This is a genomic window from Amycolatopsis sp. NPDC001319, assembly GCF_042896185.1.
Taxonomy (GTDB): Bacteria; Actinomycetota; Actinomycetes; order Mycobacteriales; family Pseudonocardiaceae; genus Amycolatopsis.
Genome location: NZ_JBIAWY010000011.1, coordinates 266,800 through 278,332, shown reverse-complemented (window position 1 = coordinate 278,332; position 11,533 = coordinate 266,800). Strand labels below are relative to the sequence as shown.

General features: G+C 72.4%; 8 protein-coding genes. 5 read left to right on the top strand and 3 right to left on the bottom strand.

Annotation, left to right across the window (positions count from 1 at the left end; translation table 11 throughout):
• Nucleotides 1-63 precede the first annotated feature (63 nt).
• Together ACFY1H_RS36715 and ACFY1H_RS36710 are read right to left on the bottom strand one after the other, a co-directional pair.
• Nucleotides 64-3,027 (bottom strand): SMC family ATPase, encoded by a 2,964-nt coding sequence (locus ACFY1H_RS36715; RefSeq protein ID WP_366579823.1) that lies wholly within the window; start codon nt 3,025-3,027, stop codon nt 64-66.
• On the bottom strand, nt 3,024-4,178 hold the full coding sequence (locus ACFY1H_RS36710) for an exonuclease SbcCD subunit D (RefSeq protein WP_386954213.1): 1,155 nt from the start codon (nt 4,176-4,178) through the stop codon (nt 3,024-3,026). The genes ACFY1H_RS36715 and ACFY1H_RS36710 overlap by 4 nt, the downstream gene beginning before the upstream one ends.
• Before the next feature lie 309 nt (nt 4,179-4,487).
• On the opposite strand from ACFY1H_RS36710, the gene rmuC reads away from it, so the two are divergent.
• Both rmuC and ACFY1H_RS36700 read left to right on the top strand, forming a co-directional pair.
• Nucleotides 4,488-5,402 carry a DNA recombination protein RmuC gene (gene rmuC / locus ACFY1H_RS36705; protein ID WP_386954301.1) on the top strand — a complete coding sequence of 305 codons (915 nt, stop codon included), beginning with the start codon at nt 4,488-4,490 and terminating at the stop codon, nt 5,400-5,402.
• A gap of 801 nt (nt 5,403-6,203) precedes the next feature.
• On the top strand, nt 6,204-7,106 hold the full coding sequence (locus tag ACFY1H_RS36700) for a DUF6542 domain-containing protein (RefSeq protein ID WP_386954210.1): 903 nt from the start codon (nt 6,204-6,206) through the stop codon (nt 7,104-7,106).
• Between the two features lie 703 nt (nt 7,107-7,809).
• Here the strand turns inward: ACFY1H_RS36700 and ACFY1H_RS36695 are convergent.
• Nucleotides 7,810-8,820: a 4-hydroxy-3-methylbut-2-enyl diphosphate reductase gene (locus tag ACFY1H_RS36695; protein WP_386954207.1), complete on the bottom strand. Its 1,011-nt coding sequence runs from the start codon at nt 8,818-8,820 to the stop codon at nt 7,810-7,812.
• Nucleotides 8,821-8,971: 151 nt separating this feature from the next.
• On the opposite strand from ACFY1H_RS36695, the gene ACFY1H_RS36690 reads away from it, so the two are divergent.
• From ACFY1H_RS36690 to ACFY1H_RS36680, 3 genes are read left to right on the top strand one after another with little or no spacing between them, the layout of a single operon-like run.
• Complete coding sequence (locus ACFY1H_RS36690) at nt 8,972-9,610, top strand: lipid droplet-associated protein (RefSeq protein ID WP_366579830.1); 639 nt, start codon at nt 8,972-8,974, stop codon at nt 9,608-9,610.
• The gene (xseA, locus tag ACFY1H_RS36685; RefSeq protein WP_386954204.1) at nt 9,607-10,857 is read left to right on the top strand and encodes an exodeoxyribonuclease VII large subunit; all 1,251 of its coding nucleotides are present in this window, start codon (nt 9,607-9,609) and stop codon (nt 10,855-10,857) included. The genes ACFY1H_RS36690 and xseA overlap by 4 nt, the downstream gene beginning before the upstream one ends.
• Nucleotides 10,854-11,297, top strand: a complete 444-nt coding sequence (locus ACFY1H_RS36680) for a hypothetical protein (protein WP_366579834.1) — start codon at nt 10,854-10,856, stop codon at nt 11,295-11,297. The genes xseA and ACFY1H_RS36680 overlap by 4 nt, the downstream gene beginning before the upstream one ends.
• Nucleotides 11,298-11,533 lie beyond the last annotated feature (236 nt).

Sequence of the window (11,533 nt, the reverse complement as noted above, 5' to 3'; positions counted from 1 at the left end):
TGCCGCGTTTCTCCCCGGCCCCCACGACCCCGCGCCGTGGGGTGGCCCGCGACTCGCGCTGAGCTACGCCGTGCGGAGTTCGATTCGCGAGCCGGTGCGGGATTTGTGCACGCGGAGGCGGGTCGGGATGCGTTGGCGGAGTTCTTCGACGTGGGAGACCAAACCGACGACGCGGCCGCCGGCGCGGAGTTCGTCGAGGATGTTCATGACGACGTCGAGGGTTTCGGCGTCGAGGGTGCCGAAACCCTCGTCGACGAACAGGGTGTCGAGCAGCGCGCCGCCGGTTTCGCCGGCGACGACGTCGGCCAGGCCGAGCGCCAGGGAGAGCGACGCGAGGAAGGACTCACCGCCGGACAGGGTCTTGGCGGGGCGGATGGCGCCGGAGTAGTCGTCGAGCACGTCGAGGCCGAGGCCGCCGCGGGTGCCGCGCGCGCCGGCCGCGTCGGAGTGCACGAAGGAGTAGCGGCCCTGGCTCATGGTGCGCAGGCGGGCGGTGGCCGCGAGCGCGACTTCCTCCAGCCGGGCGGCGAGCACGTACGACCGCAGCGACATCTTGCGTGAGTTCTGGCCGCGGCCGTTGACCACTTCGGACAGTGCGCGCAGCTCGTTGTACTCGGCCTCGACGGGTGCGAACTCCGCAAGTGCCTTGCCCATCCGCGCGGCCAGTTTCTTCAGCTCACCGTGCTGCGCCGACACGAACTTCAACGCCGCGAACGCCGTATCCGCCCGTTCGCGCGCGGCCTTCGCCACCTCGACCAGCGGCGCGACTTCCACGACGTCGTCGGGCGAGATCCCGAACAGCTCGGGCTGCGCCAGCAGCTCCCGCGCCCCCGCGGCCGTCGCCTCGGCTTCGGCGAGGCCTTGCTCGAGTTTGGTGACCTGCTCGTCGGACCGGACCGCGCCACGCATCTCCTCCAGCGTGGCGAAACCCTTGGCGTGCAAGGAGATCTCGACCAGACCGTGCTGCTCGGCGAGCCGGGACTCCGCACCACCCACTGCCGTACGCGCCTCCGCGACGGAATCCAACGCGCCCGCCAACGTGAGCAGATGCCGCCGGCGCGCCGTGACGTCCGGGAACTCACCGCGCCCTTCGAGCAGCCGCTTCGAGCGTTCGGCCAGCCGTTCCTCCAGCGCCCGGACCTCGGCTTGCGCCTCCGTGACGGCCTGGTCGGCCCGCCGCCGTTGCTCCGCCAGCTGGTCGGCTTCCTGCTCCAGCGTGACGACCTGCCGAGCGAGCCGGTCCTTTCGCGCGGCCTGCTCGGACAGCGCCCCCACGCCGGCCCGAGCCTCCGCCAGCTCCGCCGCCACGGACTCGGCCGTCCACTCGCCCAGCCGCTCGCGCAACGCGTCCAGCCGCGCCTTCGCCTCCTCCAACGCGGACACCACGCGCTGCCGCAAGGCGCCGGCCTTCTGCTCCGCCTCTTCCGCGGCCCGTTCCTCGGCGGGATCCACGAGCTCGGCCCCGTGCCGCGCGGGCGCCGGGTGCTCCGCCGAGCCGCACACCGGACACGGCGCACCCTCGGCGAGGCTCGCGGCCAGCTCGGCGGCCATCCCTTCCAGCCGACGTTCCCGCAGGTCCAGCCGATGCTGACGAGCCGCCTGATGTGCGTCCACGACCTCGCGCAGCTTCGCCTCGCCGCGCCCGACCTTCGCGACGGCCTCCGGCAGCTCCGCGGCCGCGCGAGAAACAACCGTCAATTCGTCGACGCGCGCCTTCGCACCGTCCAGCTTCGCCGCCGCTTCAGCCGCCGACGCCGCCTCACCTCGCACCGCCGTGAGCCGCTCGGGCACCTCCGCGAGCCGCGTCTGCAACTCGGTGACGCGCTCGGCCGCCGCGCCGGCCGCGGCCTTCCGCTCGTCGCGCCGCTCGGTGTCCACACGCTGCTGCTCGGCCTCCGCGACCAGCTCGGCCAGCGCGCCCGCCTCCTCGCGCAACGATCCGGCGCGCTCACGCAGGTCCGCCGACGCGAGGCCGACGGAGTCGAAACCCAGCTCCCCCAAGGCCCGCGTGTGGTCGGCCTCGGCGAGCTGCGCGTCGCCCAGCTCCGAAGTCCGCCGCTCCAGCAGCTCGACCTCGGGCACCACGGCCGACGCCCGCCGCGCGGCCGCGATCTCCTCGGTCCATTCCGCGCGTTCGCCCGCGGTCTCGGCGATCTGCGCGAGCCGTGTGTGCGCGGTGCGGACGCGGCGGATGCGGTCGGCGTCTTCCTCGGCTTCCCGCAGTGTGGTCTCGGCCTTGGTCGCGGCCGAACGTGCCTGTGCCGCTTCGGTTTCCGCCGCTTCGGCGCGTGCGGCGACTTCCGCGAGCACGGCGTCGACCCATTCCGCCTGATCTTCTTCGGGCGGCTCCTGCTGCGCTTCCTGGGCGTAGCGCGCGACGAGCTCCCGCAGCTCCTGTTGACGCTTTTCGAGTGCCCGCCCGCGTTCGGCGCGCAGATCGGCGAACCAGCGCTCGACGTCGGAGAACCGCTCGGTGCCGAAGAGCCGCTCCAGCAGCTTCTCGCGCTCGGTGGTGTCGGAGCGCAGGAATTTCGCGAACTCGCCCTGCGGCAACAACACGACCTGGAAAAACTGCGCCGCCGTCATCCCCAGCAGCCGCTCGACGGTGCGCGCGACCTCGTCGATCCGGATGATCCCGTCGGGCGGCAGCCCGGCCGGCGGCTCGCCGACCCAGGTCAGCGACACCTTCGCCTGCTGCGTGGTGAATCCGTCGCCGCGTTTCTTGGCGCGCTGGTACTCGGGGCTGCGCACAATGCGCAGCCGCTGGCGTTGCACCGTCAGCTCCAGCACGACCTCGGTGAGCTGTTCGGGTGCGGCGACGTCGCACCGCAGCCGCTTCACGTCACCGCGCGCGCCCGGGACCACGCCGAACAGCGCGAACGCGATGGCGTCGAGCAGCGTGGTCTTGCCGGCGCCGGTGTCGCCGTGCAGAAGGAAGAGGCCGTCGGCGCCGAGTGCGTCGAAATCGACCACCTCGCGGCCCGCGTACGGACCGAACGCCTCGACCTCCAGCAGGTGCAGCCTCACAGTTTCGCCACCGCCGCCCGGTTGGCCGCTTCGAGCGCGAGAAACACCAGCCGTTCCTCGGTTTCCGTGGGGAGCGCGCCGCGGCAGTCGTCGAGGAAGCTGCGGGCGATCTCGATGTCGGTGCGGCCGCGGACGGCGTCGGCGTACTTCAGCTGCGCGCCTGCCAGCCCGCCCTCGGGCTCCCAGTCGAGGTGCACCGCGTACGGGAACCGCTCGCGCAGGCGGCGCATCGCGTCGACCGGGCGCACGCGGTCGGTGACCGTGACCGAGAGGAAGTGGTCGCGCCATTCCTCGTGTTCCGGTGCGTCGAGCAGCTCCTGCAGCTCGCCGCGCAACGTCGCGAGCGGGCGCGGCACGGGCAGTTCGTGGCGGCGGACGTTGGCGAGCCCGGCCGCGTCGAGGTCGACGAGCCAGACCGATTTCCGTTGGCGCGCTTCGGAAAACGAGTAGGCCAGCGGGCTACCGGAGTAGCGGAGGTGCTCGGCGAGCGCCTGCGGGCCGTGGAGGTGGCCGAGCGCGACGTAGTCGACGCCGTCGAACACGTCGCCCGGGACCTGTTCGACGCCGCCGACGGCGATGGTGCGTTCGGATTCACTGCTCGCGCCGCCCGTCACGAAGGCGTGAGCCAGCACGACCGAGCGCGTTTTCGGCCGCGTGCCAAGGTCTTCGCGCACGCGGCGCATGGCTTCGGTGAGCACGCCGGTGTGGCCGCGCGCTTCGGGCACACCCAGCGCGTGGCGCGACGGCTCGGGTTCGAGGTACGGGATGCCGTAGATCGCGACGTCGCCGTGTTCGTCGTTCAGCAGCACGGGTTCGGCGAGGCCCGCGATCGTGGCGCGCAGGTGCAGACCGCCGGCAGCCGCGAAGTCCGCGAAGGCGCCCAGCCGCGCCGCGGAGTCGTGGTTGCCGGGTGTGATCACGAGCTGCGCGCCGGCCTGGCGGATGCGGCTCATGGCCTTGGTCGCGACTCGGACCGCTTCGGCCGAAGGGACCGCGCGGTCGTAGATGTCGCCTGCCACCACCACAACGTCGACGTGCTCGCTCGTGACGAGCTCGGCGAGGTGGGTGAGGACGGCCTCCTGCTCGGCGAGCAGGTCGGCGCCGTGGAACGTGCGGCCGACGTGCCAGTCGGAGGTGTGGAGGAGTCTCACGGCAACCACGGTAAGAGGCGATCACGACGAAACCGCGGAGACTCGCCGGAGAGCCACTCGAACGTGTGTACGAACCCTATCAGGGCCCTGGTGGACACGCCGACGGCCGAACCGGTGAACGCGCTGGTCAGCTACGCAGCGCGACCGCGCTTGCCGGTTTTTGTCGGTGCGGTCCGCCATGATGTCGGCGTCGATCGGTACCGGCCGTTCCGACTGGTCCGGTTGATCGGGCAGGGCTTGATCGAGCAGGGCTTGATCGAGCAGGGCTTGATCGAGCAGGGCTTGATCGGGCGAGGAAAGGAGACTCGGGTGGAGACGGTGATCACGACCGCGGCCGTCGTGCTCGCGCTGCTCCTGTGCGTCGCGGTCGCGCTGCTGTGGCGGCTCTACGGCGACGGCATGCGCCGGGCCGACGCGGCGGCGCGGCTCGTGGCGGCCGAGCGCGCGAAGAACGACCAGCAGCAGCTGGCGTTGCGGCGGTACGAGGTGGCGTTCGCGTCGATCAGCGGCCGCGGTGAGCTCGGTGAGCAGGTGCTGGTCGAGACCGCGCGCGCGTTGGGGTTGCGCGAAGAACTGCATTTCACGCTGCAGACCGACCTGGCCGGCGGCGGCAGTGTGAAGCCGGACATGGTGCTGCGCGTGGGCGGCGGCCGCACCGTGCCTGTCGATGCGAAGGCCAGTATGGCGATCTGGGCCGAGGCCGTGGAGACCGACGATCCCGAGGAACGGCTCGACGCGTTGCGCGCCCACGTGCGACAGATCCGGTCCCGCGCGGCCGAGCTCGCCGGCAAGGGTTACCAGCGCTGGGCCGACGCGATCTACGGCACGATCATGTTCGTCCCGTCCGACGCGGCCGTGGTCGCCGCGCTCGACACCGACCCGGAGCTGCTGCGCTGGCTGATCGACCGCCGGGTGTTCCTGTGTGGACCGACGGGGTTCGGGGTGCTGGCGTCGGCGGCCTTGTTCGCCGCGAGCGACCGGGCGCTGGTGGAGGACGTCGAGCAGGTCCGAGCCGGGGCCGCGGCGGCACACCGTTCGGCGGGCAACGCGGTCGAGGCGCTCAACCTCACGAGTACGCACCTGCAGCGGTTCCTCTCCGCGCGACGGCGCGAACTGGAGGCGCTGGAGAGCTTCCGCGCGACGGTGGCACCCCTGACGGACGCGTCGGGCAGCCCGTCGCAGGTGCCGGAGGTACGGAAGGGGGACGAGTTGGCAGCTAGCTGAAGACGGCTTCTTCGCGGCGGCCCTTCGCCGGACGGCCTCTGGCGGGTGGAGGCCTGCCTCGATGATCGCGCCCGTGAGGCGGCGTCCGGACGGACGCGGCGGACAGTGCGGTGTCACGCTTTCGGTCACAGCTGATCGCCAGGGCAGCTGGCGGCAGGGATCGTACGGCCCGCGGCAGGCGCTTGGACGGCACGGCTCCTGCTCGGCACTCTGCGCGGGATGCTCGGTGCACAGCGTCCAGTGCGCGTGGCTGGTGGTCTGCGGCCCCGGTAGCTGAACCGCGGCAACCCGTAGCGCGCCAGCCAGGCGTGGCCGGTAGCTCGGCGCCGGTGCCGGACGTGCGGACGGCGCGCCGCACCGGAGGCAGCGCGAGACGGCGGCAGCCTTGCCCGGCGTGGCTCGTGATCGCGGCAGCTGAGGCGGCACGGCTCGTCACGGTGCGTTCCGACCGTGGCCGGTTCGGGGTCGATGGGGCATTTGCGCTGCCCGGGGTTTGGTTCAGTCGCTGTGAGGTTTCCGGGTAGCGGGAACGTTCCGCGTAGCCGACCGCCGCGGCCGGTGCGCGACGGGGCGGCTGGCGTCCGAGCGACGACGGGACGGCCGGTCGGACCAGACCAGTGGGCTGTATCCGCAGGTCAGGTGACCAGACCACGGACAGGGCGCGGTACGCGGCGAGACGGGCCGCGGGACACCACGTGTTCCAGCTGCCGGCAACTCACGTCACGCTGCCGGGTGGCTGGTCAGGGCGGTCTTCGGCAGTGGCAGCAAGATCGTGACAAGTAACGGCTACGGTGTTGCCTCGTGACCGCGATACGCGATCGCCAGAGCGATCCTGATGCCGAAGACGCCACCGTGCCCTGGGACGAGCGTCTCGTCGTCGGCGAGAGGCGCGGCCTGCCTTGGTGGGCGGCTGTCCTCGTGGGCTTCGGCCTGGCCGTGCTGGGCGCCATCATCGACGAGAAGACCAAGGGCAGCCTCGACTTCGTGTTCAAGGCCGGCTACTTCCTGGGCGCTGTGTTCGCGGTGGGCGCGGTGCAGAGACGCGCTCTGTTCGGACCGATGGTGCAGCCGCCGCTGGTGCTGGCCGTCACGGTGCCCGGCGTGGTGCTGGTGACCGGCGGGTCCGGCTCGGGCAGCGACACCCTGTCGAAGCTGCTCAACATCGGCACGCCGCTGATCAACGGCTTCCCGACGATGGCGATCACCACCGGCGTCACGCTGCTGTTCGGGTTCTTCCGCATCTTCCGCGAACGCGACCCCGACGCCGCCGTGAAGCTCAAGAACGGCAAACCGCCGCGCGACCGCGAAGACGGCGACGAGCCGCCCGCTCGCCCGCGCACGCGCCCGCCGGGCTCGGGTCGTCCCGCCGGCGCCGGTCAGGCCCCGCCGCCCGCCGGCGCGCGCCGCCCGCCCCGCGACCGCGACCTCGACAGCCCACCCCCGCGCCGCCCCCGGCCGCCTGCGGACCCCGGCGCCCGCCCGCGCCGCGAACCCGGCGACCCCGCCCCCCGCGGCGCGCGCAAGCCCCCGCCGGACGGCCGCCGCCCCCGCCCACCCGAAGGCGACCCCCGCCGCCGCGACCCCCGCGGCGACGCGCCCCCACCCCGCCGCCGCCCCCGCGCCGACGAACCACCACCCGGCCGCCCGCGCCCGCCGCGCCGCGAACCCCCGCGCCGCCCCCGCCCCTGGGACGACGAATCCTGACCGGACAACGTTGACGGCCGGCCCACCCGGCCCGGCCCACCACGAAGGCCGCCGATCCACCCCGGATCGGCGGCCTTCGCACATCCGCCACCTGTGGCGAAGTCCCTGCCGCGCGCCCTGCCCGCCGGACGCCCACAACTGGCAGCCACTCCAAGAACGCAGGGGCGAGAACAAACCGGCTTGAGGGCTTCGACAACCCGAAAGCCGCACTCGACACCCAGGACCGCACCGCCAACCCCGCGAACCGACGCGAGTATTTCGCCGGCTCACCCCGAGGGCTCCGGGTTCGGGCGGCAACACCTAAGGCCGGCTGCACGCAATCTGAAGCCGCGCTCAACGCCCGATCGCGGCCGTTCCGGGAAGCCAGCGCATGTACTCCTAGGAGCTCAACCAGAGGACCTCAGGCAGCAGCAATCGCAAGAACCACCGTGAAGCGCCCGGCACTGCCACCACCACGGGGATTCACAACGTCGGCCCGCATCGGCCGACCCCCGCCGGCGCCTGGCATCGAACGCCAAGGCCGGCAGCGGTCGCAATCCGAACTCATCGCGAGAAACAGGCTCGGCAGAGCATCAGCTCCACGCAACCCGCAGCCCAGCAGTAACTCGTCGCCCGCCCGAAATCCGAGGCGCAGCACACGAAAAAGCCGCGGCGCCCGCCGGAAAACCGGCGACCGCCGCGGCCTCAAAAAGCCAAGCCCTCGTCAGGACTCCGACTTGGCGGCCTTCCGGAGCTCCTTCGGCAACGCGAACGCAACCTTCTCGTTCGCCGTCGTCACCTCGTCGACCTGGCCGTAGCCGCGCTCGGCCAGCCAGGTCAGCAGGTCCATCACCAGCACGTCCGGCACCGAGGCACCCGAAGTCACCCCGACCGTCGACACGCCCGAAAGCCAGGACTCGTCGACCTCTGAGGCGAAGTCGATCAGGTACGACGCACGCGCGCCGGCCTTCAGGGCGACCTCGACGAGGCGCTTGGAGTTCGAGGAGTTCGTCGAGCCCACCACCAGGACCAGGTCGCACTCCGGCGCCATGGCCTTCACGGCCACCTGGCGGTTGGTGGTGGCGTAGCAGATGTCGTCGCTGGGCGGGTCGGCCAGGCCGGGGAAGCGTTCGCGGAGCTGGTCGACGCGTTCCATCGTCTCGTCGACCGAAAGGGTGGTCTGGGAGAGCCAGATCACCTTGGACGGGTCGCGCACGTCGACCTTGTCGACGTCCTCGGCCTTGTCCACGAGCTGCACCTTGTCGGGCGCCTCGCCCGCGGTGCCCTCGACCTCTTCGTGGCCTTCGTGGCCGATCAGCAGGATGTCGTAGTCGTCCTTGGCGAAGCGGTTGACCTCTTTGTGCACCTTCGTCACGAGCGGGCAGGTCGCGTCGATGGTGCGGAGGTTGCGGTCGGCCGCCTCGGCGTGCACGGCCGGCGAAACACCGTGGGCCGAGAACACGACGAGGGCGCCCTCGGGCACCTCCGACGTCTCGTCCACGAAGATCGCGCCGCGTTCGCGCAGGGTGTCGACCACGTGGCGGTTGTGGACGATCTCCTTGCGCACGTACACCGGCGCGCCGTAGAGCTCCAGCGCCTTCTCCACGGCGATCACCGCGCGATCCACGCCGGCGCAGTAGCCGCGCGGCTTCGCGAGCAACACGCGTTTGGCGGCGCCGGACTGGGAGATCGTCGGGGTACCGGCGGGCTCGGTTCCGGGACTCGCAGAAGTCATGCCCCCAGGGTACGGGCTGTGCCGTACCGGCTTCGAAGTCCTCTTTCGGATGACGTCGGCGGCCATCCGGGCTGTGCCGGGAGTCACGTCCTGTGCCCCAACCCACCCGTTCGGTTGGGCAGGATGGCCCACATACGGCACGCTAGACGGCATGAAGCCACTCCCGCTCCCCCTCCGGGTCGCCGCGGGCCTCGCCGTCACCACCGCCGAGCGGGTTCGTGAGCTCCCGAAGCAGATCACCGGCCTGCCCGTGACTGTCGTCAGCCAGGTCCTCCAGCTGTCCATGCGTGTCCAGCAACACGTCACCGAGCTGGCGATCAAGGGCGACGACGCGCTGTCCGGCCTCCGCCCGGTCGAGGACACGCCGAGCTGGGCGACGTTCGACGAGGACGTCGAGCCCGACCTGCCGACGCGTCCCACGCTGGTGCCCGTCGACGACCTGCCCGAGCCGCAGGCCAACGGCCACCGCCCGAACCTGCCCGGGCTCACGGACGAAGCCGACGACCCGTGGACGCAGGAAGAACGCGCCCTGGCCGAGGACCACGCCGACGGCGAGAACGACAGCACCGGTGGCCCCGCGGGCCTGGCCGGCTACGACGACCTCACGCTGCCCCAGCTGCGCGCCCGCCTGCGTCGCCTGACCGTGCCGCAGCTCGAGGAGATCCTCGACTACGAGAAGGCCAACGCCGACCGCGCGTCGTTCGTCGGCATGCTCGCGCGGCGCATCGGCAACGCGCGCAAGGCGGAAGAAGAGGCGGGCCAGCAGGGCGACGACGCGGAAGGCCAGTGAGCAGCGACCCCTCGACCAGCGCCGAGAACCCCTGGCCGGTCCGCACCGTCGCGCGCAAGATCGGCGACTGGATCCACCGCCTCGGCGCCGTGTGGGTGGAGGGCCAGGTCACGCAGATCAACGCGCGCCCCGGCACGCAGACGGCGTTCCTGACGCTGCGCGACCCGTCGGCCGACGTCTCGATGTCCGTGACCGCGCCGATGTGGCTGGTGCGCGAGCTCGCGACGCCGCTGCGCGAAGGCGACCGCGTGGTGGTGCACGCGAAGCCGTCGTTCTTCTTCGGCCGCGGCACGCTCAGCCTGCGCGCCGACGAGATCCGCGCCGTCGGCATCGGCGAGCTGCTCGCGCGCATCGAACGGCTGCGCAAGCTGCTGGCGGCCGAAGGCCTGTTCTCGGGCGAGCGCAAACGCCCGATTCCCTTTCTGCCCCAAGGCATCGGCCTCATCACCGGCCGCGCTTCGGCGGCGGAGCGAGACGTGCTCGTCAACGCGCAGGCCCGCTGGCCGCACGTGCTGTTCAAGGTCGTGAACACCGCCGTGCAGGGCCCGCAGGCCGTGCCGCAGATCCTCCGTGCTCTGTCCACACTGGACAAAGACCCGGAGGTGGACGTGATCGTGATCGCCCGCGGCGGCGGCAGCGTGGAGGACCTGCTGCCGTTCTCCGACGAGGCGCTGTGCCGGGCCGTCGCGTCCGCGGGCACGCCGGTGGTGAGCGCCATCGGGCACGAGCCGGACACGCCGTTGCTCGACCACGTCGCCGACCTGCGCTGCTCCACGCCGACGGACGCGAGCAAGCGCATCGTGCCCGACGTGCGCGAGGAGACCGCCCGCGTCCGCCAGATGCGCGACCGCGGCCGCCGCGCGCTGCACGGCTGGGTCGACACGCAGACCCGGCTGCTCACCCAGCTGCGCAGCCGCCCGTCGCTCGCCGACCCGCTGGGCCCGGTCCAGCGCCGCCTCGACGACGTCGAGATGCACCGCGAACGCGGCCGGCGCGCCATGCTCGGCCTGCTCGCCAAGGACCAGGCCGAAATCGCCGGCGCGCGCGGCCGGCTGACCGCCCTCGGCCCGGCCGCGACGATGGCCCGCGGCTACGCCGTCGTGCAATTCACCGACGACGCAGGCAACCTCCAGGTGCTGCGCTCCGTCTCCCAGATCGAGGACGGTGCACGCCTGCGCGTGCGGATCGCCGACGGGGCGATCCACGCCGTCGCGGAAACGCGCGAGACGGAAGGAGACGGGCCGTGACCACCAGGGCGCCGGCGTTCCTCCCGCTCACCGTCGACGCCGCCGCCCGCCTCGACGCCCGCGCCCTGCTCCACCAGGCGCGCGTCACCGACAGCGCCGCCAGCGAATGCTGGACGGCCCTGCTCGCCGGCTGCGGCACCGCCGCCCGCCGCCAGCTCGGCCCCCAGCTGCGCCGCCTGTCCGAGGCCACGTCCGTCCACGTCGGCACCCGCTGGTGGTTCGCCGAGGGCGCCGACCACCGCCGCCGCGTCGCGAGCGCCCAGGAAACCCTCGAGGACGCGATCGCCGAAGGTGACGGCCAGGAGTTCGCCCTCGCCTTCGTCGGCTACGACAACGCCATGGCCAGCGCCCTCGTCTGCCGCGAGCAGTCCCGCAACCCACCGCCGGCCCCACCGCCCCCGCGAACGGGCGGACGGCACCGCGTCGATCACCGGTCGTGACAGCCCCGGGCGCGGCCGGCCCGTGGCAGCGCGGACGCACCACTCGGTAGCCAAGCTCAGCGCGACCGGCCGAGACGCGACCGAACGGTACCGACGGTGCGCGCCAAGGGAGCCTGATCGCCTCTCGCTGACGCCGCCGTGGTGACGCAGGAGAATCGGTCCGCCCCAAGGTCCGCGCACAACCGCCTCGACGGGCGTCTCACCTCACGCAGGCGGGAGGCCTTGCCCAGCCGGCC

What these genes read in the sequence shown, in the direction of transcription:
- ACFY1H_RS36695 (WP_386954207.1), bottom strand. Translation starts at nt 8,820, where the DNA reads ATGACTTCTGCGAGTCCCGGAACCGAGCCCGCCGGTACCCCGACGATC.
- ACFY1H_RS36690 (WP_366579830.1), top strand. Translation starts at nt 8,972, where the DNA reads ATGAAGCCACTCCCGCTCCCCCTCCGGGTCGCCGCGGGCCTCGCCGTC.